This is a genomic window from Aerococcus viridans (assembly GCF_002083135.2).
Classification (GTDB): Bacteria; Bacillota; Bacilli; order Lactobacillales; family Aerococcaceae; genus Aerococcus; species Aerococcus viridans_C.
This window is the reverse complement of the sequence record NZ_NBTM02000001.1, coordinates 172,495-198,070: the sequence shown is the minus strand read 5'-3', so window position 1 is coordinate 198,070 and position 25,576 is coordinate 172,495. Positions and strand designations below refer to the sequence as shown.

Annotated in this window: 21 protein-coding genes and 1 rRNA gene; 19 read left to right on the top strand and 3 right to left on the bottom strand. The window is 41.5% G+C overall.

All coding sequences use genetic code 11. The features are described 5' to 3' along the window. Window positions 1-36: 36 nt before the first annotated feature. Window positions 37-2,034, bottom strand: coding sequence for a sucrose-specific PTS transporter subunit IIBC (locus A6J77_RS01040; protein WP_083067678.1), 1,998 nt, complete (start codon window positions 2,032-2,034; stop codon window positions 37-39). A 253-nt stretch (window positions 2,035-2,287) separates the two neighbouring features. On the opposite strand from A6J77_RS01040, the gene A6J77_RS01035 reads away from it, so the two are divergent. The 15 genes from A6J77_RS01035 to A6J77_RS00965 all read left to right on the top strand — a co-directional run bounded on the left by A6J77_RS01035 (window position 2,288) and on the right by A6J77_RS00965 (window position 19,107). After that, window positions 2,288-3,751 carry a sucrose-6-phosphate hydrolase gene (locus A6J77_RS01035; protein ID WP_083067677.1) on the top strand — a complete coding sequence of 488 codons (1,464 nt, stop codon included), beginning with the start codon at window positions 2,288-2,290 and terminating at the stop codon, window positions 3,749-3,751. A gap of 19 nt (window positions 3,752-3,770) precedes the next feature. Continuing rightward, entirely contained in the window at window positions 3,771-4,760 is a 990-nt protein-coding gene (locus A6J77_RS01030; protein ID WP_083067676.1) for a LacI family DNA-binding transcriptional regulator, read from the top strand. Between the two features lie 338 nt (window positions 4,761-5,098). Next, the gene (locus tag A6J77_RS01025) at window positions 5,099-6,394 is read left to right on the top strand and encodes a tetratricopeptide repeat protein (protein WP_083067675.1); all 1,296 of its coding nucleotides are present in this window, start codon (window positions 5,099-5,101) and stop codon (window positions 6,392-6,394) included. Between the two features lie 68 nt (window positions 6,395-6,462). After that, complete coding sequence (gene dapB / locus A6J77_RS01020) at window positions 6,463-7,254, top strand: 4-hydroxy-tetrahydrodipicolinate reductase (protein WP_193756662.1); 792 nt, start codon at window positions 6,463-6,465, stop codon at window positions 7,252-7,254. After that, window positions 7,247-8,527, top strand: coding sequence for a CCA tRNA nucleotidyltransferase (locus A6J77_RS01015; RefSeq protein ID WP_083067673.1), 1,281 nt, complete (start codon window positions 7,247-7,249; stop codon window positions 8,525-8,527). The genes dapB and A6J77_RS01015 overlap by 8 nt, the downstream gene beginning before the upstream one ends. A gap of 19 nt (window positions 8,528-8,546) precedes the next feature. Then, window positions 8,547-11,411, top strand: coding sequence for an exonuclease domain-containing protein (locus A6J77_RS01010; RefSeq protein ID WP_227645088.1), 2,865 nt, complete (start codon window positions 8,547-8,549; stop codon window positions 11,409-11,411). Between the two features lie 39 nt (window positions 11,412-11,450). Further along, window positions 11,451-11,924, top strand: a complete 474-nt coding sequence (locus A6J77_RS01005) for a DUF5590 domain-containing protein (protein WP_083067671.1) — start codon at window positions 11,451-11,453, stop codon at window positions 11,922-11,924. A 13-nt stretch (window positions 11,925-11,937) separates the two neighbouring features. Further along, a complete protein-coding gene (locus A6J77_RS01000) occupies window positions 11,938-13,134 on the top strand; it encodes a pyridoxal phosphate-dependent aminotransferase (RefSeq protein ID WP_083067670.1) in 1,197 nt (398 codons plus the stop codon). Window positions 13,135-13,317: 183 nt separating this feature from the next. After that, window positions 13,318-13,965 (top strand): DnaD domain protein, encoded by a 648-nt coding sequence (locus A6J77_RS00995; RefSeq protein WP_083067669.1) that lies wholly within the window; start codon window positions 13,318-13,320, stop codon window positions 13,963-13,965. Between the two features lie 43 nt (window positions 13,966-14,008). Further along, the gene (gene nth / locus A6J77_RS00990) at window positions 14,009-14,659 is read left to right on the top strand and encodes an endonuclease III (RefSeq protein ID WP_321572531.1); all 651 of its coding nucleotides are present in this window, start codon (window positions 14,009-14,011) and stop codon (window positions 14,657-14,659) included. 111 nt (window positions 14,660-14,770) lie between these two features. Then, window positions 14,771-15,232 carry a MarR family winged helix-turn-helix transcriptional regulator gene (locus A6J77_RS00985; RefSeq protein WP_083067667.1) on the top strand — a complete coding sequence of 154 codons (462 nt, stop codon included), beginning with the start codon at window positions 14,771-14,773 and terminating at the stop codon, window positions 15,230-15,232. Window positions 15,233-15,453: 221 nt separating this feature from the next. Further along, window positions 15,454-16,887: a bifunctional metallophosphatase/5'-nucleotidase gene (locus A6J77_RS00980; RefSeq protein ID WP_083067666.1), complete on the top strand. Its 1,434-nt coding sequence runs from the start codon at window positions 15,454-15,456 to the stop codon at window positions 16,885-16,887. A 41-nt stretch (window positions 16,888-16,928) separates the two neighbouring features. After that, window positions 16,929-17,648, top strand: coding sequence for a YutD family protein (locus A6J77_RS00975; RefSeq protein ID WP_083067665.1), 720 nt, complete (start codon window positions 16,929-16,931; stop codon window positions 17,646-17,648). Further along, on the top strand, window positions 17,649-18,458 hold the full coding sequence (locus tag A6J77_RS00970) for an HAD-IIA family hydrolase (protein WP_083067664.1): 810 nt from the start codon (window positions 17,649-17,651) through the stop codon (window positions 18,456-18,458). Next, entirely contained in the window at window positions 18,433-19,107 is a 675-nt protein-coding gene (locus A6J77_RS00965; protein ID WP_083067663.1) for a TIGR01906 family membrane protein, read from the top strand. Before A6J77_RS00970 ends, A6J77_RS00965 begins: the two co-directional genes overlap by 26 nt. Window positions 19,108-19,199: 92 nt before the next feature. Here the strand turns inward: A6J77_RS00965 and A6J77_RS00960 are convergent, their stop codons facing one another. Further along, window positions 19,200-20,198, bottom strand: a complete 999-nt coding sequence (locus A6J77_RS00960) for an NAD(P)/FAD-dependent oxidoreductase (protein ID WP_102950004.1) — start codon at window positions 20,196-20,198, stop codon at window positions 19,200-19,202. Window positions 20,199-20,237: 39 nt separating this feature from the next. Beyond that, window positions 20,238-20,747 (bottom strand): divergent PAP2 family protein, encoded by a 510-nt coding sequence (locus A6J77_RS00955; protein WP_083067662.1) that lies wholly within the window; start codon window positions 20,745-20,747, stop codon window positions 20,238-20,240. A gap of 190 nt (window positions 20,748-20,937) precedes the next feature. Here A6J77_RS00955 and A6J77_RS00950 point away from each other — a divergent pair, with 190 nt between their 5' ends. The 4 genes from A6J77_RS00950 to A6J77_RS00935 all read left to right on the top strand — a co-directional run bounded on the left by A6J77_RS00950 (window position 20,938) and on the right by A6J77_RS00935 (window position 25,461). Next, window positions 20,938-21,525, top strand: a complete 588-nt coding sequence (locus tag A6J77_RS00950) for a peptidylprolyl isomerase (protein ID WP_083067661.1) — start codon at window positions 20,938-20,940, stop codon at window positions 21,523-21,525. Window positions 21,526-21,552: 27 nt separating this feature from the next. Then, entirely contained in the window at window positions 21,553-21,939 is a 387-nt protein-coding gene (locus tag A6J77_RS00945) for a CvfD/Ygs/GSP13 family RNA-binding post-transcriptional regulator (RefSeq protein WP_083067660.1), read from the top strand. A gap of 25 nt (window positions 21,940-21,964) precedes the next feature. Further along, window positions 21,965-23,311, top strand: coding sequence for a glucose-6-phosphate isomerase (locus A6J77_RS00940; RefSeq protein WP_083067659.1), 1,347 nt, complete (start codon window positions 21,965-21,967; stop codon window positions 23,309-23,311). A 600-nt stretch (window positions 23,312-23,911) separates the two neighbouring features. Beyond that, a 16S ribosomal RNA gene (locus tag A6J77_RS00935) occupies window positions 23,912-25,461 on the top strand. The last annotated feature ends 115 nt before the right edge of the window (window positions 25,462-25,576 follow it).

Genomic DNA, 25,576 nt, shown 5'->3' with positions numbered 1-25,576 from the left:
TGTCCAACCTCCTAATTTAATTTGCTATTGTCTAAACTATCTTACTTCGATTATAGCCGTTTTTTCATCAACTAAACCGTCAGCGACTACTTCAACATTGTCATATTGATCGGCGTTTGTGACAAGGACCATAACATCTGGATCATAACCTGCTTCTTTAATGACTGCTAAGTCAAAGCTTCCTAAAAGGTCGCCTTTGTTGACTTGATCACCTTGTTTGACTTCACTGGTAAAACCGTGACCGTTTAAATTCACAGTGTCGATACCAATATGGATTAAAACTTCTAGACCTGAGTCACTAACTAAACCATAAGCGTGGCCCGTTTCAGAGGCGATAGTTAAACTACCTGAAATAGGTGCGTATACATTGCCACTTGAATCAGGGACGATGGCTAATCCAGGGCCCATCATGCCTTGTGAGAATACGGGATCGTTAACATTTTCTAGGGCAGTGACCTTACCAGCGAGTGGTGCAACAATCGTCTTATCATTGCTTATTAGGCCAGTGCTTTCACCTGATAAGATGTTTGTTTCTGAGGTAGGTACTGTTTCTTCAGTTTCATGAGCAGCAACTACTTTTGCTTCTTTTTCTTTCTCAGCTTGGGCATCTTTTGCCTCTTTTTTTGAAAGAGATTTACCGTAAATGTATGTGGCTACGAATGCAATCACGATAGATACGACGATGGCAAGCATAAAGGTTGGTATAAAGCGTGGGATGATGGCAACGAAACCAATCACACCTGCAGGTCCTAACGACTGACTACGAACGTTAAAAATACCTAAAATGACTGAGGCAATACCTGAAGCGATTAACCCGATGAAGAATGGGTATTTCAATTTCAAGTTGACCCCGAACATGGCTGGTTCAGTAATCCCTAGCATGGCAGATAGAGATGATGATGTCGCCAAACCTTTAGTTTTTTCATTTTTAGTGATGAAGTATACGGCTAAGGTCGCTGCACCTTGAGCAACATTGGCTACTGATGCGATTGGGAAAATGAAGTTACCACCTGTCGTCGCAACATCTGCAATTAGGGCTGTTTCAATTGCCGGGAATGATTGGTGTAAACCTGTCAATACAATTGCTGAGTAGAATAGACCGAATACACCATAACCAAATGCGCCTAGGTAAGTAATCGCTTCTACAATACCGTTCAGTAATAAATCAGATAGGGTACGTAGGACTGGTCCTACAACTGTAAAGGTAATCATACCTGTTAAGATGATGGTTAACATTGGCGTAAAGGTAAAGTCGATGGCATCTTTCAAATATTTATGGAAGAAAGTTTCCAATTTAGCTAATATCCAAGCAACCCCGATAACAGGCAATACTTGACCTTGGTAACCTGCTTGCGCAATTTCTAAACCAAAAATATTCCATACGGGCATTTCACCTGCTGCCGTCACATTGGCCACGTCGTAACCATTGATTAATTGTGGCATCACCATGATTAGCCCCATAGTAGCCCCAAGATAAGGGTTACCACCAAATCGTTTGGTTGCTGAAAAGGCAATTAAAACAGGCAAAAAGGCGAAGGCAGCAGATGCGAACATGTTGATCATGTCAGCAAAATCAGCCCAGGCTGGATACATGGCCACTAGGGCTTCAGGTCCAAATAAGTTTTCACTTGTTAGGACGTTGTTGACTGCCATAATCAAACCACCGGCAGTTAGGGCTGGAATTAATGGAACGAAAATATCTGATAATACCTTAATGACTGCCATTACTGGGTTTTGTTTACCCTGATTTTTAGCCGTTTCTTTTACTTCCTCTTTGGATGCAGGCTTAATATCGGCGATTTTTGTATATTCCTCATATACCTTATTCACATCACCAGGTCCTACAATAATTTGATATTGACCGTTCGCTTGGAAAGTTCCTTTCAAGTCTGGGTCATTATCTAATGCTGATTGGTCAATCTTTTCTTCATCTTTCACCACTAAACGCAACCGTGTCGCACAGTGGGCTGCAGTCACAACATTGTCTTCCCCCAAGGCTTGGTGGATACGTTTGGCAACTTCTTTATGATTCATGATATTTACCTCTTTTCTTCATATGTGCTTTTGGATTTAAGCGTTTTCATTTACTTGCTTAAAATTTTAACAGGCGAAGGGTAATATGTCAAACGTTTGACAGAAAATATTTCATTTACATATAAATCCTTTGAAAAATAAGGATATCTAACATGGAAACGCTTGCTATTTTGCTAAGATATGCTTAAAATGATAGCATCATAAACACAAAAATGAGGATGCAAGTAATTCATCATTTATTAGGAGGATTCACATGTCTTTTAAATTACACAGCTTTGACCAAGCAGACCGATACCGAAACTACGCCGACTGGCCAGAGGACTATGTCACAGCACTCAATGAATTAGCGGACCAATCACCATGGCGCAATCACTTTCATATCGAACCGAAAACAGGCTTAATCAACGACCCTAATGGCTTTTCATATATAAATGGTGAGTGGCAAGTCTTCTACCAATACTACCCATTTGGCCCAGTCCACGGCTTGAAATCATGGTACCGATTAACCTCAAAAGACTTGATCCACTGGGAGGAAAAGGGGTTGGCACTGCTTCCTGACAACGCCTTAGATGCTCACGGTGCCTATTCAGGTTCAGCAACTGCTGATGGTGACAAGTTACGGTTATTTTATACAGGAAATGTGCGCGATGAAAATTGGGTTCGTCATCCAAAACAAAATACGGTTACCTTGGACCCTGAAACAGGCGCACTGGGTCAAAAAGAACTGATCATTGATGAAATTGACCAGGCGACTGACCACTTCCGTGACCCCATGTACTTTACAGCACATGGTAAATCATGGTTAGTGATAGGCGGTCAAAGAAAAGCTGACGAGCGGGGGACCTTGTATTTATACCAAGCAGCCCCGTCCAATCTGAATCAGTGGACTTACCACAGTGAATTAGCAATACCTCAAGCTGATTCTGCTTACATGTTTGAATGTCCAAATATCAACCAAGTGGACGGAAAAGTCTTTGTCACTTTCTGTCCCCAAGGAATCGACCAAGACCAGTTAACCTATCAAAATATCTATCCTAATGCTTACCTAGTTGCGGACGCTTTTACTGCAGAAGGGAAGTTGGAAAACCCTGGTCAATTACACAATTTAGACTACGGTTTTGATGTGTATGCCAGTCAATTGATTAATGCACCTGACGGGCGAGTGCTAGGCGTTTCCTGGTTAGGTCTACCGGAAATTGACTATCCAACGGACCAATATGGTTACCAAGGTGCCTTAAGCTTAGTCAAAGAATTTCGCATTCAAGATGGTCATTTATACCAATACCCAGTTGAAGAGACCTTGGCCTTAAGACAAGCGCCACAAGCCCTTTTTGACCATATTGAAATGGACCAAAACAACTACGAATATGCCTTTGAAGTAGCAGCGAATAAACAAGCGACCATTCAATTATATGCAGACGCAGACAAAAAACACTTTGTCACCTTATCCATTGATACAATTGATGGTAAAATAAAACTTGATAGAAGTGAGATGGGGACAATTTTTGCTGAAGACTTTGGCACAAGTCGAACGCTTGACCTAGCTGGCCAAGAAAAAGTGACAGTGAATGTCTTTGCGGATACATCTGTATTAGAGATTTTCGTGAACGATGGCGCTTATGTCATGTCTTCAAGAATTTTTACGCCATCTAACCAACACACACATATTTTTGCAGAAGGAACTGACAACAACCTAGTCTACTTCCTGCATAAATAATGAATAAGGGGGAAGAACCTTGCGGGCAAAGTTACAAGATGTAGCAGCTTTAGCTGGTGTTTCAGTAACAACAGTGAGTCGCGTCATTAATCAAAAGGGCTATTTATCACAACAAACCATTAATAAAGTTCATGCAGCCATGAAAGAATTGAATTACTATCCAAATTCATTGGCGCGCAGTTTACAAGGCAAGTCGACCAAGTTGGTGGGCTTGATTTTTCCGAATATCGACACCATTTTTTACGCAGAATTGGCCAACCACCTGGAGCAAATCCTATTTGCTAAGGGGTATAAAACCATTATTTGTAATAGTGAACGGGATGCGGATAAGGAAGCTGAATACTTGAATATGCTCCAATCCAACCAAGTGGAAGGGATTATTGCGGGTGCCCATAATTTAAATTATGCAGATTACGAGCGGGTGACTGCGCCTGTAATTTCTTTCGACCGGTATATCGGGGAAAATATTCCTATAGTGTCCTCTGACAACTATCTGGGCGGGAAGCTGGCGACAGAAACCTTACTTAAGGGGCAACCGACTAAGCCTTGGATGATTACTGGGGCCAATGATCCAAATTCGCCGACTTATTTGCGTTACCAGGCTTTTATGGATGTGACCAAGGCCCATGGCTTAGAAGGTCAAATCACGAAGATTCCAAAGGACTTTTCGCAAATTAGAAAGCAATTGAAAATCAAAGCTTTGTTACTAGAAGAGGCACCGGATGCCATTTTTTGTTCGGATGATTTGACGGCCATGTTGGTCATGAATACCGCCCGTGAATTGGGGATGACAATTCCGGAAGATTTAAAGTTAGTGGGCTATGACGGTACAGACTTTATCCAAACCTATGTCCCGCAATTAACGACCATTGCCCAACCCATTAAAGATTTGGCAGACTTGTTAGTAGATGTCCTCTTGCAACAAATTGACCACTCTCTTGAGGTCAAGAAGGATGCGGATAATCGGTATGTCCTGCCTATTAAATTAATTCCCGGTCAGACTGTCTAGCTATTGTCCATTGTAAGGCCGAGGTAGCCAGTCAAGATTTATTGGCCAAGCTGTCTGCGATTGCAGGAGTTGAGGCGGTTGTGATCACCAAAGCTGGACAAGTCTTGTTGACGGAAGGATTAAACACTTTTATACCCCGTGACCCAAGTGGCAAGTACCAATAGTGAATAGCATAGTCTTTAAGAAGAAGTCTGTTCAATAAGGCTTCTTTTTTTGTGCCCGCTTGTTAGCGTGGGGTCCGGTAACTCTTTTTCAAAACGGAAGGAATTATAGTCCTGGTGGAAGATTTTATCTAGTGAATTGTGCTAAAATAGGCTAGGTATAGGGGGTTGGATCTTTTGGACCAATTAATGAATGAATTTATTACGTATATACAGCAAAATGAGATTGAAAAGGCCAATGTGGTTTTTGAAAAAATCTTAGGACAGCTTGAAAAAGAAGATGCCCAAGTCATGGCGCAAACAGGATACAGCCTGGCACAATTAGGCTTTGTGGATTATGCCAATGAGATTTATAGATTGGGAGAAAACAGATTTCCTGAGGAAGATTCTTGGATTTTATTGAAGGGTGAGTTAGCCTTAGATAATGGACAAGTTGAAGAATCGATTGATGAATTATTGAAAGTTACGCCGGAATCACCATTATATGTGGATGCTTTATTACTGCAGGCGGATGCTTATCAAATGTACAACTTGCCGGAAGTGGCCTTGGTCAAATTGAGTGAAGCGCGGGAATTAGCGCCAAACCAACCGGTAATTTTATATGGCATTGCGGAATTGCGGTTCCAACAAGGTGAATTTCAACAGGCTTTACCATTATATGAGCGGTTATTGCAGTCTGAAGAGACACCGGAATCTTTATTTGAAACCATTGAAGCCCACTTTGCTTATGCGAAAGCAGCAACGGGTGACTTTGAAGAAGCTATTGAGTTGATTGAAGCGACGCCTGAAAATGACCGAACAGATGAACAACAAGAACAGCTAGCTTTCTACTATGTAGAAACGGAAAACTTTGAAAAAGCCAATACGATTTTAGAATCCTTGTATGAAGATGACAAGTTGTCAGATGGTTTACTGGCAGTCTTCGCCCAAGTGAAGAACGCCTTCCATGACCACGACGGGGCCTTAGAAATGATCGATAAGGCGATTTTGGTCAACCCATATGAAGCTCGTTTGTATTTCCAAAAGGCTGAATTTGCCCAACAAATTGGAAACCGGGAGACGGCTCGTGAAGCCTTAGAGTTGGCTTTAGATATCGATCCTGACTACGGCCAGGCTTTAGTATTGCTACTGCAATTATTGATTGATGACGAGGACTACGGAACAGCCCGAGCCTTGATTCAAGATATGGATGAAAAAGGCATCGAGTTCGACCGTTATGTTTGGATGAAGGCTAAAGTCTTCCAAGAGTTAGAAGAATTTGACTTTGCAAACCAAGCCTACACCGATGCTTACCCACAGTTGAAAGAAGATACGTCCTTCTTACATGACTATTTCGACTTTTTACGAGAAGCAGGAGACTGGCGCCGAATTGAAGCAATCTTTAAAGAACAAAGTGACTTAGCCCAAAGACCAGAATTCCAAGATGTTTATGAAAGTTTACAAGATTGGTTGGCTGAAAACGAAGGTTTTTAATCAAAATACGAGGATACATACGAGTGAGATTACATGAACCATAGTGAATGAGAATTTTAGGAGGCAGGATTATGCGCGTATTAGTAACAGGATTTTTAGGTAGAATGGGTTCCACAGCCGCCAACATGGTCATTAACCATGAAGGATTTGAATTGGTGGCTTTAGCCAATAATGATTTAAACAAGCAAGCAGACCGAGTAGCTGGGTGGTCAGATAAGGCGCCAATTTTTGAATGCATTCAAGATGCGATTAGCCAAGTTGATATTGATGTAGCCATCGACTTTACGATTCCAGCTGCAGCCTATCAAAATACCAAATACTATATTGAACATGATATCCACCCAGTAGTTGGTACAACTGGTTTTACCGATGCAGAAATTGAAGAATTAACGGCTTTATCTGAAGCAAAAAAATTGGGTGGTTTAATTGCACCGAATTTCGCCATTGGGTCAGTATTGATGCAAGTCTTCTCAGCTAAGGCGGCTAAATATTTACCAGACGTTGAAATTACTGAAATTCACCACAATCAAAAATTGGATGCCCCAAGTGGTACGGCCGAAAAAACAGCTAAATTAATTTATGAAGCACGCGGCGAGCATGTTTCTGGACACCCAGATGAAACAGAATCAATGCCAGGCGCACGTGGCGCTGACTTCCACGGCATCCGCATCCATTCATTACGTTTACCAGGCTACAACTCACATCAAATCGTACAATTCGGTGGCGTTGGGGAAGCCTTAACTATCCGTCAAGATTCATTCGACCGTAACTCATACATGCCCGGCGTAGCATTGGCAGTCGAAAAAGTGGGTCAATTAGACGGTTTAATCTATGGTTTGGAGCACTTGTTAGATGACTAATAGCCAAGAATTTACCAAAGCAGCACCTATTATTCATACCCTCAATGAGGCTGGCTACGAGGCCTACTTTGTGGGTGGAGCTGTGCGGGACTTGCTATTAGACTTGCCCATCCATGATGTAGATATCGCCACCTCCGCCTATCCAGCTGAAGTTCAAGCCCTGTTCCCACGTCATTTTGATGTGGGCTTAGATCATGGGACGATTATGGTCTGGTTTGAAGGTGAAACCTATGAAATCACTACCTTTAGAACCGAATCGACCTATCAAGATTACCGTCGCCCGGACAAGGTAACCTTTGTTCAAAACTTAGAAGAAGACCTATTACGACGTGACTTTACCATTAATGCCTTGGCTATGAATCCTGACCACAAGATAGTGGATTATTTCCATGGGCAAAAGGATTTAGCTGACCAAGTTATCCGGGCTGTTGGTAATCCACATGACCGGTTTAATGAAGATGGTCTCCGCATGATGCGAGGCGTTCGCTTTGCTAGTCAACTTGACTTTCATATTGAGCCAGAAACCCTAGCAGCAATCGCTGAAAACGCTGGGATTTTAGTTCATATTGCAGTTGAACGAATTGCGGTTGAAATGAATAAACTGTGGATTGGTGTCAATTGGCACAAAGGATTAGACTATTTTCTTGAAACAGATTTAATTCAGTATGTACCCTATTTAGCGGAGTACAAGGCTGTTTTCACAGATTTACTAGGTCATACAAGTGACCAAGTCCAAATCCCAAATGAAAACTTTGCCTGGGCCTTACTCTTCTGGCGGGCCTATGAACTAAATGGCAAGGAAGATTTGGCAGCCATTCAACAGCAAGTCCGCCAATTCACCAAGGCTTGGAAAATGTCTAACCAAGCCCAAAAGGATATCCTTGCTTACTTAGATATCTTGGTCTACCGGGCCCAAACAGCTGAATGGACCCTAGCTGATTTATACGGCCGTGACCGAGATCAACTTGTCTTAGTGGAAGATTTTATCGAAGCACAGCAAGCAGCTGGTCAAAAAAGCTTTAAAGCTGTTTTCAACCAGTCAAAAGTCCAAGCTGTTCAGGACTTATTTGACCAACTACCGATCCAATCATTACGTGATTTAGCTATCAATGGTCAAGATATTATTCAAGAAATCAATCCAAGAAATAAACGGACTATCGGGCAAATGCTACAGTTTTTGGAGCAAGCTGTTGTGGCCCAAGATGTGGTGAATGACAGAGCGGCCTTATTGGCTTATCTAGATACCCATCATGATCAAATAAACGAAATTTAATTGTAGGAAGGTGTTAAAAGTGACAACCACTTATGCGGTTCTGGACTTAGAAACAACAGGATCTACATATGATAACGGTGACCGCATTATTCAAATTGGGGTAGCCTTTGTTCAGAACGGGCAGGTTGTGGATCAATTTGCTACGGATATCTTTCCTAACCAAGAAATTCCACGTGAAATTACCAAATTGACCGGGATTACCAATGAACAAGTCAAGCTGGCGCCAAAGTTTGAAGCAGTTGCAGAAATCCTTTGGCAAAAGTTATCCAATACGGTCATTGTTGCCCATAATATTGGCTTTGATTACAAATTTTTAGACAAGAGCTTTCAATCCCAGGGCTACCCAGCTATGACCCATGACCGGGTAGACACTGTGGAAATGGTGCGGACCCTTTTCCCAACGGCAGATTCCTATAAACTAAGCGAATTCTGTCTAGCCCACGGCATCCAACTTGAAAATGCCCATACGGCCATTGATGATGCAGTGGCGACCGCCCATATTTTGATTATGTGTCAGGAAAAAGTAGCGACCATGCCAGCCGAGTTATTCGCCCAGCTTCAGCCATTTTTACATTTTTTTATCGGGCAAACCGGCGACTACATGGCCTTATGGTTTAAAGACCATAAGGGGCCCAAACGTCCTTACGAATACATCGCGCCATTTGTCTTGAATCCAAAATTAGCCAATTTTCATATTTTTCCTGCTGGCTTTGGGGCAAAAGAAGCTATCTATTTACAAGCTGGTGATTTAAAGGTGATTGAAGCCAATAACGGTGTAAGCTTAGCGCCCCTTCAAAAGACGATGGTCAAAGATGTAGCACCATTTTTCCATGAGCAAGCGACCACCTCTACAGAAACGAATAAAAGACCTAAATACGCCTTTCTAACGGCCAATGCAGGAGTTGGAAAATCCTTGGCCTACGTGGTATCTGCCTTGTCAGCTGATGATACGGCTAGTCAACAAACTGGGGCTAAGCCTGGGGTAAATAATGGGCAAACTCAAGTAGTCGTTTCAACCTCAACAGTGATCTTACAGCACCAGTTCTTGGATAAAACCGTCCAATTAGCAGCCAACCTATTAGGGAAACCCTTGAAAACAGTGATTTTAAAAGGGCAAAACCACTTTATCCAGTTGACGAAATTGCAGAAATATACCCAACAGTTAAAGCAACATCCAGAAGCGGCCTTGAAACGAGATGTCATAATTTCAGTGGCACTTTTTGTCTGGTTGCATGAAACTGAAACAGGTGACTTGCATGAACTGAATCCTGGCTTAAATAATGAGGTCTACTGGCAAAATGTCAACCGCCAATCAAAAGGCAGCCGAAATGATGAAATTCAACGGTGGGCGGATTATGCTTTCTATGAACGACATGTGACGGAAGCCAAATCTGCCGATATCGTGATTTTAAACCACGCTTACTTTGTCTACCATTACCAAGATTTAATTGACCAAGCTATTTTGACAGAAGAAGCTAAAGTCATTATTGATGAATGCCATCAATTACCAGTTACCGTCCACCAACAACAGATTAAGACCCTCCGATCGAAAGAGGTGGAGGAAACTTTAACGGCGATGGAACGAACGGTGCACCGGTTGATGGATAAGGTAGTCACCAACAATGTGAAAATTCAGGCAGTCGACAAACTCTACCATGTGGAGAAAAATTTACAGGAAGCCTGGGGCAATTTAGACCGGTTTATCGATCAAATTTCGGATAAATTCCAAACCAAGTCTTACTACCAACGGCATACGGCGCAAAAATCCTATTATATTGCCCATGACTATTATCTAGTAGCCAATTGGCGTGAATCGGCCCAAAAGGCAGTTACAGCCATGTCTAAGATGGTGTCACCATTGAAGGTCATTGCGAAACAGCTATATCAAATGGAAATCTTGAACAAGCGGGCCTACCAGCAAATACTTGGACAGCTAAACCAGTACGATCACGCAATTCAAATTTGGCTAGAAACAACTAATTCCAGTAAAAATTATTACGCGGACTTACAAGTCAACTTCGGCAAACACAATGTCCAAGTGACCATTGCACGCAAATTGTACACGAGTCAGTCTCATTTAGCGGCTATTTTCCAAGCAATTCCAAGCCAAATGTTATTGGTATCGGCGTCACTTGAAATCGTCCGGTCTAAAAATATGATCCAGTCATTATTTGGTATAGAGGACTTTGCATGGTATTCTTTCATGGAAGATTCCTACACCCAGCAATTAGTCCAAGGGCGGGACCATCAAGTTCGTGGCTATTACCTGAAAGACTTTCTCTCTATCGACAAATACAATGAGGACCAGGCTGCTATGGTGATTGCTGATTTGGTGGAAACCCTATGGACCAATCGAAAAGCCATGCGGAAAATCCAAGTCTTTTTCCAGTCTCGGTCTTTGATGCGGGCAGCGCAATTTGAAATGAAGCAGCGGATGACACGGTCTGACTATGGCAACCTGATTGTCCAAAATAATCAACGCAATCTAGACCGGTTAGCCCGTCAGTATGAAGAGAGTTCACGGGCCATCTTATTCGCAGTGGCTAGCTTCCAAGAAGGGGTCCATCTCAATGCCAAAACGGACGCCTTTGTTCTAACCAGACTGCCGTTCTCAGCGCCAGATACGCCGGATGAATTGGCCAAGCAAGATTATCTAAAATCACTTGGCGATAACTATTTTGATGATGTGGCCTTACCAGATATGTTAATGAATCTAACGCAAATCTTTGGCCGGATGGCCGCGTCGGGTAGCCAAGATGCTATCTTTATCTCACTGGATAAGCGGTTAGAAAAGGCAGCCTATGCTGACCAAATTGCTGATGTGATGCCGGATGCTCTAAACATGCAGACGGTAAAACTTCAGGAATTGAAGCGGATAGATTAAAAATATGTTAGAATAGACCTACAAAAGGGGCAAGAGATCATGAAACGCAAATTATTTTCCATTTTGATCGCCGTAATGGTGATTTATTTGGTAGGATCCACCTATATTTACGCGAATTCGCAACAAATGGTGGCTAGTGCAGAAGCAGAAACGACGAAAGTCGCAAAGGATGCTGGCCTGACCAATATCACTGATTTTTATGTATTTAACAAAGATGAAACGTATTATGCCGTTATGGGTGAAAATAGTGAAGGGCGCCAAGTTTATTTTGCCTATCAACCCGATACTGATTACCAGAAAATGGGTTTTGTAGATGAGATGGTGAACGAAGATAACGCCTTTTCACTGACAAGATACGAAATGCCTGATGTCAATGTAAGAACAGCCAACCTCGGTATCGAAAACGATACATTCGTGTGGGAAGTTTCATTCACAGATGCAGACGGCCGTCTTGGCTACCATTACATCAATGCAACAACTGGTGAATGGTACGAAACCATCAACGATTTTTAGGAGGAATGAGGCTATGGAATTAGCAAATAGAATTAAACAAATGCAGGGGTCACAAACATCAGCTGCTGCTGCTAAGGCTCGTGCGCTACAAGCACAAGGAATTGACGTCATCTCACTAGCAGTAGGGGAACCAGATTTTAACACCCCAAACTATATCCTAGAACAAGTAAAAGAGGATATGTTTGCTGGACGGGGTCACCATTACACTGATTCAACAGGGATCACGGCCTTAAAGCAAGCCATCATTGACTATCATGCTGAATACGATAAGGTCAACTACACGTTAGACCAAGTCTTTATTGCCGATGGTGCGAAGATGATCTTGTACTACACTTTCCAATCCCTATTAAACGAGGGGGACGAAGTCTTAATTCCAGCACCTTACTGGGTGAGCTACGTGGACCAAGTGAAGATGGCAGACGGGGTACCAGTGGTTTTTGAAACATCAGCAAGTGATAACTTTAGAATCACTCCTGAATTGTTAGACCAACATGTGTCTGACAAAACAAAATTACTTGTCTTAAATACGCCATCTAACCCAACAGGGGCGATTATGAGTGAAGAAGACGCACGCGCAGTAGCCCAATACTGTTTAGATCACAACATCTTAGTAGTTGCCGATGAAATTTACTACCGGCTAGTCTACAACGGTCATCAATCACAATCGATCGCAGCTATTTCACCGGAAGTTAAAGAAAATACCATCGTGATCAATGGTTTCTCAAAAGCCTATGCAATGACAGGTTGGCGTTTAGGCTATGCCTTAGCGGACAACAAATATGTTGGCGCTTTTGCTAAATTGGCTAGTCAAATCAACTCAAACCCAGCAGGTATCAGTCAATTTGCAGCCTTAGCCGCCTTAACTGGTCCCCGTGAAGAGGCCGTTGAAGCCATGCGTAAAGAATTTGAAAACCGTCTAAATGCAGCCTACGAAGAAGTATTAACGATTCCAGGCTTTAGGTTAGATTTCAAACCGCAAGGGGCATTTTACCTATTCCCAGATGCAACTGAAACTGCTAGATTATGTGGTTATGAATCAGTAACTGACTTAGCCAATGCCTTCATCGATGAAGCACATGTTGTTGGGGTGCCCGGTGTGGCCTTTGGTAAGGCAGACCATATTCGTTTTTCATATGCAACCAACGAAGAAACATTTGCAAAAGCAATGAAACGTATACGTGAATTTGTCCAAGGGAAAATGGCTAAATAATAGACGCAATTTTTATCTGATAAAATACAAATTAAAAAAAGTTAGGTTACTTTATAGACCTAACTTTTTTGTATTATAATAGACCTGATAGCAACCTAGCGGACCGGTTATTTTTCAAGAAATGAATAACACGACGGTAGATGAAATAGATAAGCAAATAAAACGATAAAAGAAGGGTGCCGCATGCAAAGAGAATACTATACAGTCCTACGCAACCGCATTTTAGAATCATACCACCGGTTGAACATCTCAAATGAAGAAATGATGCTTTTAATCCACTTTTTAACTTTTCAACAAGCAGGTGAAGACTTCCCAGCTATTTCCCTGATTGGTCGGCGGATGAATGTAAAAGACCAACAACTTTATGACATGATCCAGTCTTTAATTGAACGAGGATTTCTAAGTATCCCCTCTTATAAGAATGATCAAGGTAAATCGGTTGAGTATTATTCCTTGGATCCTCTCTACCAAAAAATCACGCAATTGGGTGAAGTAGACGAAAGTGAACGATTTAAAGAGGCCAAAGCCACCAAAGAGGGGGAAGTGTTCGACATGATTCAAGTTGAATTTGGTCGTCAATTATCGCCAATTGAATACCAAAAGATTAGTGATTGGTTCAAGAAAGACGGTTATGACCCAGACGTTGTCAAGGAAGCCTTGAAGGAATCCGTCTTAAACAATGTCTATTCCTTGAATTATATGGACCGGATCTTATTAAACTGGTCTAAACGTAAACAGACTCAAGCGAATGATTCAGTAGGTTTCAGCAAGCAAAAAGCGCAAACCCAAGACCTCCCACCGGTTCCAGTCACCAAATGGCTAAATAAATAATTTTTCAGAAAAATCATTAAATATGGAAGAGGAGGGCTTAGCCGTGACCAAATTACCTTTAAAAACCAAAGCAGAAACAATCGCTATCCTAGATGAGCTAGATAAACTATACCCCAACCCAAAAACCATGTTGGACTATCAAACCCCATTCCAATTAGTGATAGCGGTTTTGATGTCCGCGCAAACGACTGATGTGGCGGTCAATAAAGTGACACCCCACTTATTTACTAAGTATCCGGACCCAGACCATATGGCTGAAGCGGACTTAGCAGATTTAGAATCCTATATTAAAACGATTGGTCTTTACCATAACAAGGCCAAGAATATGAAGAAGACAGCCATCATACTTCGCGACGAATTCAATGGACAAGTACCCAAAACCCGGGAAGAATTGATACAATTACCGGGTGTTGGTCGGAAAACAGCCAACGTCGTCTTAAGTGAAGCCTTTGGGATCCCGACAATCGCGGTCGATACCCACGTTGAACGGGTGACCAAGCGGATGGGCATTGTCGACCCGGATGCCAGCGTTAGACAAACGGAAGAAACCTTGATGGCGAAAATCCCTAAAGAAAGATGGCGGGATGCCCACCACCAATTCATTTATTTTGGCCGAGAATACTGCACTGCCCGTAACCCTAAATGTGCATCTGACCCGAGGATTACTTTCTGTGAATGTCGAAAGATCAAATAAATATCGGATTTTTGAAGGCCCAAAGAGCCTGTTAGTTACAGAACGTCACTTGATTAATATTTTGAAGTTGGGTATATTTATGAACAAGGAAATGAAAGAGAAGGTGAAAACATGCCTGCAGAACATGACGGGACGCAATCAGCTGAAAGTTTACATGCCTTACGTGTCCACTTAAAAGGGAGTCAATACATCCTTGAAGTGCTTAAAAAAGATATGCGTAAGAAAGGTTTAAGTGAAAACGAATTTACAGTCCTAGAGTTACTATATAATCGCGGTCAACAACCCATTCAACAAATTGGTAAACGGATCCTGATTCCATCATCAAGCTTAACTTATGTGATTGATCGCTTAGAGGATAAGGGCTTGGTTGAACGTACGCATAATCCTGAAGACCGTCGAGTGATCTATGCTAAAATCACAAAACTAGGCCGCGAGAAAATGGCAGAAGTTTTCCCTGGACATAGTCAATTAATCGCTGATATGTTCCAAGAATTTAGCGCTGAAGATGTAGAAACGTTTATTCATTTAACCAAAAAACTAGGCTTTACAGCCCAAAAAATGTTAGAAAAATAAGAGGTGTGAAAAAAGCGTTAAGACTCAACGAGCTGGAACAAAAGCGTTTGACTTTTCGAACCCTAAATTAGAATTAATAGGATTTAATATGGAGAAGTTTATCTATGTGATAGCTTCTCCTTTTTTCTCGTCATCGATTATTGGCAAGCTTGCCCAAGATTTTCACATGTTGAAAAGTGTATGAATATGATATGATTATACAGAATGATTGGGGTGTTGATATGAAGGAAACAATTCATTTTTATCATACAAATGACTGGCATTCTCACCTGGAGAACTGGCCAAAATTTTTACGTTATTATCAAACACAAGCGGATAAACATCAAAGTGAAGGCGAAGCACATTTTCTTTTTGATATAGGTGATGCAGTTGACCGCCAACATCCTTTAACAGAAGCTAGTCAGGGGCAAAATATGATGACCTTGATGAATGAACTTGGAGTAGATGTTGCAACAATTGGCAACAACGAAGGGATAGGAAGTCAGCATGATATCCTAGACAACCTGTATGAACAGGCTGATTTCCCGGTTGTTTTAGGCAATATTTTAGATAAAGAAAGTGGCCAACCACCCAAATATACACAAGACTACACCATGATTCAAACCAATCAGGGCAGCCGGTTTGCGGTATTTGGTATGACGGCCCCATTTGAAATTTCTTATGGCGTAGTAGGCTGGGACCCGATTGAACCGCGCCTGAGCATCGCACGTGTATTAAAGGACATCAAAGCCAATGAATCTTTTGATGGTATTCTGTTACTGAGTCATCTTGGTTTACCAACAGACCGCAAAATCGCTGAGCTATTTCCAGAAATTTTGGCTATTTTTGGTGCCCACACCCACCACGTTTTACCAGAAGGCGAATGGGTCGGCCACACACTATTAACTGGTGGCGGTAAATACGGGCAATTTATGGGCCATCTAACCCTTGAAATCAATAAAGGTGAAGGGCATTTATATACCCCTGGCAAAATGGCAACAGATGGGCAACAAGCCAACCCGATTATCGATTATGCACGCTATTTCAAATTAGACGAAGAATTGATCGCTTCTGACCGCATTTCTGCTTACGATGAAGACTACAACCAGGTAAACAGGTGGTTAGAAGAGGGCGAAAGCCAATTGAAAAGCCAAATCGTTGGCCAATTACCCATCGCTTTAACAGCGGATGAGCATCATTTTTCACCCTTACAATACGACACCTTATTGGCGATGAAAGCAGCCAGTGGTGCAGATATCGCTATGGTTAATTCGGGCTTATTCCTACAAGAATTGCCTGCTGGGCCAGTATCCAAATATGATTTGCACAAGGCACTACCACATCCTATTCGCTTGATGGTGGTCGAGTGTACAGTTTCAGAGTATTTGGATCAAATATACCCGCAAATTAAAAGTCTCAGACCAGATTTACAAGCTATGCCGATTAAAGGGTCTGGATTTAGAGGGCGGATTTTTGGGCAATTAATGGTCTTAGACAAAGAAAACTTAGACCAGCTTGCACCAGATCAACCTTTGAAAATCATTACAATTGACCACCTATTGTATTTGCCATTTTTCACGGAACTAATCAATAAAAAACATTATTTATGGGGACAACCCTTTATACGAGAACTCATTGCGGACAAGATCCAGCAAGCCAGTAGTCGCGATGAATAGCTATTGGCATTATAGACGCACAAGGCGTAAGGAGGTATGACATGTTAAGTCGTAAGAAACAAGAAGAATTAAAAGAACAACGGGCGAGTTTAAATTACCCCATTGCGCAAATAAAACGTACGAGTCAAGAGACCTTAGAAATTAACGGGCAATCATTTGTGCTTGTAGATAATTACCGGGATGCGTTAGATATTGAAGCGTTGGCTGACCGGTATATGGATATTTTAGATGTTTATGACTTTGTCGTGGGGGACTGGTCCTATGAACAATTACGATTGAAAGGCTTCTTTGCTGATGATGCGAAAATTGGCTCATTAGAGCAAAAAATCAAGCATTTACCTGATTACTTACTAGAATACGGGAGTTTCGGGGCCGCTTATTTTGTGCTATTGCATGAACGAACTGGAGAAGAAATCCAAAAACGAAATGAAGCTTTTTGGACGCAACAAAAACAACAAAACCAAGAATCGTCAAGAAGTAGACAAAATAAAAGCCAATCACAAAGGTCAGCGAGTCGGAAAGCTTACCAAGGGAAGAAAGCAGACAACCGCCATAAATCGTCTGGGCCGAACCAAAATAAGGGGAAACACAAACAGCGACGGTCAAACAAGGAGCATGAAAGTGCTAAAGGGCCATCTTTCTCGATCTCACAAAATAAAGAGTCGAATAAAAATACCCAAAATCAAAAACCTGTGAAGCGAAAAGTCGTCACTAAACGCCAACACTCTTTTAGTATCAAGGAAAAGGGGGATAAAGCTTAGATGGATCTACAAGATAAAGTTTTCTTAATTGATTTAGATGGTACTATGTACCGCGGTGGTCAACCGATAGCGGGTGCGAAGGACTTTATTGAGCGCTTGATTGAAGAGGATATCCCCTTTATGTTTGTGACCAACAACGCCATGCGTAAACATCAGGCAGCAGCTGATAATTTAAATAAAATTACGGGTTTAAATGTCGAGGGCAAACATTTCTACACCTCAGTGGATACCTTGCGCTTTATCCTTGCAGAAGATTTAACATCAGGCAAGCTGACAAAAGAAACGGGCAAAGCCTATGTTATCGGAATGGATTACTTAAAAGATGAAGTAGCGGGCGCAGGCTTTGAATTAACTCAAAACGTCGACCAGGACCCATGTGATGTGGTGGTCGTTGGTCTTGACCAAGAAGTAACCTACCCACAATTCATTGAAGCGTCGATTGCAGTTCAAAGAGGGGCAGCTTTCTATCTCACCAACCCAGATGTACAATTCCCTTCAAACCGAGGATTTGTGCCAGGTGCTGGTGCCATCGGTCAAGTAATCACTGCAGCCACACGGGTTCATCCAACGGTTTGCGGAAAACCCAATGCACTAATTATTGAAGGTGCCTTAGCCAAGATGGGCCATAGCAAAGACCAAGCCGTATTTTTAGGTGACAACTTAATGACAGACATATCAGCAGCAGAAAATGCTGGTATTGATTCGATATTTATTGAAACAGGGGTACATACAAGAGATGATCTAGAAGAATTCGGCGTGACGCCAACATTGGTGGTGGAAAATTATGAAGCACTCTTATCGACCTGGTAGTCGACTTTTAAATGAAACACGCTTATGGATAGGGATTCTTGCCCTATTGATATTTTTTATTACATTGGCTATCACAGTTACTATCGCCAACGTCCCTTTATTCATGGGGTCCCTATGGTTTTCAAAATCCTTCGAAGCCGTCGCTTTATCCTATTGGACAGTTGTTGACAACTACTTACAACTGCTAGCCTATCTGAATTTTCCTTGGATAGATACCTTAGTCATGTCAGACTTTCCAACCTCAGCCTCGGCAGCCTTTCATTTTTTGGAAGTGAAGCACTTATTTTATTTAAATTATGGTGTAATGGCGATTTCTGCCCTAATTGGCTTCTATGCTTTACATGAATTGAAAGTTACCCATAATTTATGGCGCCTATACTGGCCCTTCAAAAAACTGAGATGGCTTCCAATCATTGTGATCATCCTACTCATTTTTAATTTCAACACTATATTTATCGCTTTTCATGAAATAGCCTTTAATAACGACGCCTGGTTATTTAACCCAGCCACAGATCCTATTATTCTCGTGCTCCATGAATCCTTCTTCTTATTAAGCTTTGTATCCGTCTTTTTGATCGTGCAACTCGCTATTGAATGGGTTTATCGTATCGGGAAAAAGGCGTTCAACCGTCAAATCTTAGGTATATAAAAACCAACCAAAAAGTGGCAGTAACAAGCACTTTTTGGTTGGTTTTTTGTTTACTTTATTGATTTATTTTAAAACTGCAAGTCATAAAAACATCAGTCAGTAAACATAGACGTCGAATGTAGTGGGGCAACCCGGCGGTCGGGGAATAAGTAATGTGCCGCTTGATTAATGACATGTGGCGCTTCGCCAAAACCAGTTGCAATCAATTTGGCTTTATGCGGGTAATTGGCTATATCACCAACTGCATAGATACCGGGAATATTGGTTTGCATGTTATGGTCTACTTGGATAGATTCATTCTCAATCTTTAGACCCCAATTTCTAATTTCATCGATTGAGGATACAAAACCATAGGTCATAAAGATATGTTCAACAGGTAGTATACGACTTTCTTGACTACGTGCCTTGGTAACTTCTAAGCCAGTCAAGATACCGTCCTTACCAAGAAGTATTTCTGGCACATAGGGGGTAACGAATTCAATATTGGCTGTTTGTTCAGCTAAGGTAACGGAATATTCATGGGCACGAAAACGGTCGCGACGATGAACCAAGTAGACTTTTTTAGCATAGTCAGCTAAAGCCAAACTGGCATCAAAGGCTGAGTCACCACCACCAAGGACCGCAACCTCTTTACCTGTGTATTTAGCAAAGTCTGATACATGGTATGAAATATGCTGGTCTTCATAGTCTGGAAGGCCAGCGATCGCTATTTTTCGAGGTTTAAAGGAACCATTGCCGGCAGCAATAATGACTGCACCCGCTGTATAGGTCGACTCGCTTGCTTGAATCGTAAAGTCTGGGTCATTTTTTTGAATATTTAGGACTTTCTCGTTTAGATGAATATCTGTAGTAGCAGAAAATCGATCCAATTGTGCTTGTAAGACTTGGCTTAATTCGTGACCGGTTATTTTTGGGTATGCTGGAATGTCGAATATGTTTTTTTCAGGATATAAGGCTTGTGGTTGGCCACCGATTTCAGGTAATGAGTCAACTAAGCGGACACTTAGATTGCGCATACCTGCGTAAAAGGCGGTAAACAAACCTACTGGACCGGCCCCGACAATGAGGAGGTCCGTTCTATTATTTGTCATTTTGATCACTTTCTAATTGGGTTTTATTTTGTTGGCTGATTATAATGGGAGATTTAATAGGCTGTAGATAAAGCGAACACCCAGCGTAACAAGTACACCAGTGGTCATACCACCAATAACCTCTGAAGGTTTATGACCTAAATAATCATTAATGACCATGCGGTCCTCATCAAGTGTGTTTAATTTAACTAATAGGTCTGTATCGTCAGTTTCTCTAGCCTTTTCTTTTAGAATCTTCATAAGGTTATAGATTAAAACCCCTTGCTCCCCATCTTGGCGACGAACACCCATGGCATCAAACATGACGATCATACCAAAACAAACGGCAATCGCAACGATTGGTGAGAAGAAACCATACTGAAGAATCAAAGCAGTGATCAGCGAAGTAACGGCAGCAGAGTGGGAGCTAGGCATACCACCTGTAGCATGAATGATCGATAAGTTAGCATTTGGTTTCTTAAAGAAAACAGCAATAGGATATTTAACCAACTGTGCAATCATGATTGCTGCAAAGGTAACGACTAAAGGAAAATTAGTTGTTGTATTCATGTTTTCCTCCTTGAATTTATTTAATTTAATAATAGCATGGAAAAGATTCATTCGGAAAATGTTTCGCTGTAAAAAGAGAAAATAAGAAAAACTTTATCAACTAGGCGGAATAAAATTATTCAGTCATTAAATGGAGAATTTTCGCTCAGTATTTGTTACAATAAGTTTAGAAATAAATAGGAGGCAGAAAATGACTTATCCACAATTAGATGTTAAAGATACGCAATTGAAAGCGACGATTGAAACAAATAAAGGTGCTTTCCAAGTTGCACTATTTCCAGAATTAGCACCAAAAACAGTAGAAAATTTTGTAACCTTAGGTAAACAAGGTTACTACGACGGTGTTATATTCCACCGTGTAATTCCTAACTTTATGATCCAAGGGGGCGACCCATCTGGAACTGGTATGGGTGGGACATCAATTTATGGTGAAAAATTTGAAGATGAATTCAATCTTGAATTGTTCAACATTAACGGTGCCTTATCAATGGCGAATGCAGGACCTAATACGAATGGTTCACAATTCTTCGTTGTAACAGCTAAAGAAGTGCCTGCACAAATGTTAGGACAACTTAAAGCTGGAGGTTGGCCAGAAGAGATTATCGAAGCGTATAGCGAAAACGGTGGAACACCATGGTTAGATCAAAAACATACTGTATTTGGTCAAGTGGTTTCTGGTATGGACGTTGTCTATAATATTGAAGGCCAACCTCGTAATGCATCAGACAAACCTTTAGAAGAAGTTGTCATTACTAGTGTTACTTTTGAGAACGAATAAGCTACACACTAGAAAGGATACAACTTCATGACAACTAAAGAATTTCCATACCACATTGGTGATGTAGTTGAAGGTGAAGTGACAGGTTTACAACCATATGGTGTCTTTGTTCAATTAGACGAAGACCATCAAGGATTAATCCACATATCCGAAATCAATCATGGCTATGTGAGCAACGTGGATGATAAATTTACCATCGGGCAAAAACTGACGGTAAAGATTATCGATATCGATGAGTTTACAAGCAAAATGAGTTTGTCAATTCGAGCATTAAAGAAACTTGCAACCTCTAATAAACCTGCTAAGAATGCTTGGCCTAAAAAACGTCATGCACCAAAGATTGGTTTTGTCTCTATAGAAGAACAACTGCCAGGGTGGGTTGAGGAAGCACTACAAAAGATGGCTACAAAATAATTTTTTATAAATGAGGAGTATTAAAATGGGACATATCAAATTTGATTATAGTAATACTGACCAATTTATTGCAGAACACGAATTAACACAAATGCAACCGTTAGTTACGGCAGCAGATACAATCTTACGTGAAGGTACTGGTGCTGGTAGCGACTATATCGGTTGGGTTGATTTACCAAAAACATATGATAAAGAAGAGTATGCACGCATTAAAAAAGCTGCAGCTAAGATTCAATCTGATTCAGATGTATTAGTTGTATTAGGTATCGGTGGTTCTTACTTAGGTGCTAAATCAGCAATCGACTTTTTATCTCATTCATTTTCAAACTTACAATCTAAAGAAGAGCGTAAGACACCACAAGTTTTCTTTGCAGGTAACAGCTTAAGTTCAACTTACATTGCAGAATTAATCGAAACAATTGGAGATAGAGACTTCTCTGTAAATGTTATTTCTAAATCAGGTACGACTACTGAAACGGCTGTAGCATTCCGTATCTTCAAAAAATTGCTAGAAGAAAAATATGGTGAAGCAGCTAAAGAGCGTATTTACGCAACAACTGATAAAGCAAATGGTGCATTAAAATCTGAAGCTGATGCTGAAGGATACGAGTCATTCGTTATTCCGGATGCAGTTGGTGGTCGTTTCACTGTATTAACACCAGTTGGTTTATTACCAATTGCTGTTTCAGGTGCAGATATCGATGCCTTAATGCAAGGTGCAGCTGACGCAATGGAAGCATACAGCGATGCTGATCTAAGTAAAAATGAAGCTTACCAATATGCTGCATTACGTAATGTCTTATACCGTAAAGGTAAAGTAACTGAGTTATTAATCAACTATGAACCAAAATTACAATACTTCTCAGAATGGTGGAAACAACTATTCGGAGAATCAGAAGGTAAAGACGGTAAAGGGATTTACCCATCAAGCGCCAACTTCACAACTGACTTACACTCTCTAGGTCAATATATCCAAGAAGGGCAACGTAACTTATTCGAAACAGTTGTTAAAGTAGACAAACCAAGTAAATCAATTGCAATTCCTGCATTTGATGAAGACTTAGATGGCTTAGGCTACTTAGAAGGTAAGGATGTAGACTTTGTAAATACTAAAGCTTTCCAAGGTACTGTATTAGCCCATACTGATGGTGACGTACCTAACTTCGTATTAACAATTCCAGAAATGGATGCTTACTCTTTAGGTTATATGATTTACTTCTTTGAAATTGCAGTAGCGATTTCTGGTTACTTAAATGGCGTAAACCCATTCAACCAACCAGGGGTAGAAGCATACAAGAAAAATATGTTTGCCTTGCTAGGTAAACCAGGTTTTGAAGACCTAGCAGCAGAATTAAATAAACGCTTAAAATAAGATCATTTAAAGGTTAGATAAAGTGTCGGACAGAATTGTCCGGCATTTTTTGTATTTTTGACAAAAAAACTATTGACGAAAAACAGCTTTGTTGATATTATAAATCTTGTCGATTCGGAGCAAAACCAATCGGAAAAAACAGTAAAAAAGTAATTGACAAGTTCTGATAGAACATGGTATTATTACGAAGTTGTTTGTTTCAACATCAAAAAAACAAAATTCAAAAAAATGCTGTTGACAATCATCTGACTGGAATGGTAAGATAATTAAGCTTTATAGTTTACGAGTCGCACGAAAACGATTTGAGAATAAATCAAAAAAAGTGTTGACAAGGAAACATAAAATAAGGTAAAATAATCAAGTCGCTTCAAGTGATTAAGTGATCAAAAAAAGTTTTTAAATTTTTGTTGACAAAGCTTGAATGAAGATGATATGATATATGAGTTGCTAATAAAGCAACGAGATAGACCTTTGAAAACTGAACAAAGAAGACAAACCAAAAATTGTGTATGGAATCATTTGATTCCAACAATCAAAAGTAGTGAGAACTACTATAAATAAGTCAGCAAACTTTAATGAGCAATCAAGCTCGTGAAAATCTTTCATGAGAGTTTGATCCTGGCTCAGGACGAACGCTGGCGGCATGCCTAATACATGCAAGTCGAGCGAACAGATGAAGTGCTTGCACTTCTGACGTTAGCGGCGAACGGGTGAGTAACACGTAAGGAATCTACCTATAAGCGGGGGATAACATTCGGAAACGGGTGCTAATACCGCATAATATCTTCTTCCGCATGGAAGAAGATTGAAAGACGGCTCTGCTGTCACTTATAGATGACCTTGCGGTGCATTAGTTAGTTGGTGGGGTAACGGCCTACCAAGACGATGATGCATAGCCGACCTGAGAGGGTGATCGGCCACATTGGGACTGAGACACGGCCCAAACTCCTACGGGAGGCAGCAGTAGGGAATCTTCCGCAATGGGCGAAAGCCTGACGGAGCAATGCCGCGTGAGTGAAGAAGGCCTTCGGGTCGTAAAACTCTGTTATAAGAGAAGAACAAATTGTAGAGTAACTGCTACAGTCTTGACGGTATCTTATCAGAAAGCCACGGCTAACTACGTGCCAGCAGCCGCGGTAATACGTAGGTGGCAAGCGTTGTCCGGATTTATTGGGCGTAAAGGGAGCGCAGGTGGTTTCTTAAGTCTGATGTGAAAGCCCACGGCTTAACCGTGGAGGGTCATTGGAAACTGGGAAACTTGAGTACAGAAGAGGAATGTGGAACTCCATGTGTAGCGGTGGAATGCGTAGATATATGGAAGAACACCAGTGGCGAAGGCGACATTCTGGTCTGTTACTGACACTGAGGCTCGAAAGCGTGGGGAGCAAACAGGATTAGATACCCTGGTAGTCCACGCCGTAAACGATGAGTGCTAGGTGTTGGAGGGTTTCCGCCCTTCAGTGCCGCAGTTAACGCATTAAGCACTCCGCCTGGGGAGTACGACCGCAAGGTTGAAACTCAAAGGAATTGACGGGGACCCGCACAAGCGGTGGAGCATGTGGTTTAATTCGAAGCAACGCGAAGAACCTTACCAAGTCTTGACATCCTTTGACCACCCTAGAGATAGGGCTTTCCCTTCGGGGACAAAGTGACAGGTGGTGCATGGTTGTCGTCAGCTCGTGTCGTGAGATGTTGGGTTAAGTCCCGCAACGAGCGCAACCCCTATTATTAGTTGCCAGCATTTAGTTGGGCACTCTAATGAGACTGCCGGTGACAAACCGGAGGAAGGTGGGGATGACGTCAAATCAGCATGCCCCTTATGACTTGGGCTACACACGTGCTACAATGGATGGTACAACGAGTCGCAAACCCGCGAGGGCAAGCAAATCTCTTAAAGCCATTCTCAGTTCGGATTGCAGGCTGCAACTCGCCTGCATGAAGCCGGAATCGCTAGTAATCGTGGATCAGCACGCCACGGTGAATACGTTCCCGGGTCTTGTACACACCGCCCGTCACACCACGAGAGTTTGTAACACCCGAAGTCGGTGAGGTAACCTTTATGGAGCCAGCCGCCGAAGGTGGGACAGATGATTGGGGTGAAGTCGTAACAAGGTAGCCGTATCGGAAGGTGCGGCTGGATCACCTCCTTTCTAAGGAATATAACGGAATACACAATGTGTTTGACGCTTCTTTGTTTAGTTTTGAGAGATTTATCTCTCTTGTATATATTTTGTTCTTTGAAAACTGAATACTGTAAGTAATAAA

Coding starts and splice junctions, on each gene's coding strand:
- A6J77_RS00965 (WP_083067663.1), top strand. CDS start 18,433: ATGAAGCACTCTTATCGACCTGGTAGTCGACTTTTAAATGAAACACGC.
- A6J77_RS00945 (WP_083067660.1), top strand. CDS start 21,553: ATGACAACTAAAGAATTTCCATACCACATTGGTGATGTAGTTGAAGGT.
- A6J77_RS00985 (WP_083067667.1), top strand. CDS start 14,771: ATGCCTGCAGAACATGACGGGACGCAATCAGCTGAAAGTTTACATGCC.
- A6J77_RS01005 (WP_083067671.1), top strand. CDS start 11,451: ATGAAACGCAAATTATTTTCCATTTTGATCGCCGTAATGGTGATTTAT.
- A6J77_RS01040 (WP_083067678.1), bottom strand. CDS start 2,034: ATGAATCATAAAGAAGTTGCCAAACGTATCCACCAAGCCTTGGGGGAA.
- A6J77_RS00975 (WP_083067665.1), top strand. CDS start 16,929: ATGTTAAGTCGTAAGAAACAAGAAGAATTAAAAGAACAACGGGCGAGT.
- A6J77_RS01035 (WP_083067677.1), top strand. CDS start 2,288: ATGTCTTTTAAATTACACAGCTTTGACCAAGCAGACCGATACCGAAAC.
- A6J77_RS00950 (WP_083067661.1), top strand. CDS start 20,938: ATGACTTATCCACAATTAGATGTTAAAGATACGCAATTGAAAGCGACG.
- A6J77_RS00955 (WP_083067662.1), bottom strand. CDS start 20,747: ATGAATACAACAACTAATTTTCCTTTAGTCGTTACCTTTGCAGCAATC.
- A6J77_RS01000 (WP_083067670.1), top strand. CDS start 11,938: ATGGAATTAGCAAATAGAATTAAACAAATGCAGGGGTCACAAACATCA.
- A6J77_RS01015 (WP_083067673.1), top strand. CDS start 7,247: ATGACTAATAGCCAAGAATTTACCAAAGCAGCACCTATTATTCATACC.
- A6J77_RS00980 (WP_083067666.1), top strand. CDS start 15,454: ATGAAGGAAACAATTCATTTTTATCATACAAATGACTGGCATTCTCAC.
- A6J77_RS00960 (WP_102950004.1), bottom strand. CDS start 20,198: ATGACAAATAATAGAACGGACCTCCTCATTGTCGGGGCCGGTCCAGTA.
- A6J77_RS00995 (WP_083067669.1), top strand. CDS start 13,318: ATGCAAAGAGAATACTATACAGTCCTACGCAACCGCATTTTAGAATCA.
- A6J77_RS00970 (WP_083067664.1), top strand. CDS start 17,649: ATGGATCTACAAGATAAAGTTTTCTTAATTGATTTAGATGGTACTATG.
- A6J77_RS00940 (WP_083067659.1), top strand. CDS start 21,965: ATGGGACATATCAAATTTGATTATAGTAATACTGACCAATTTATTGCA.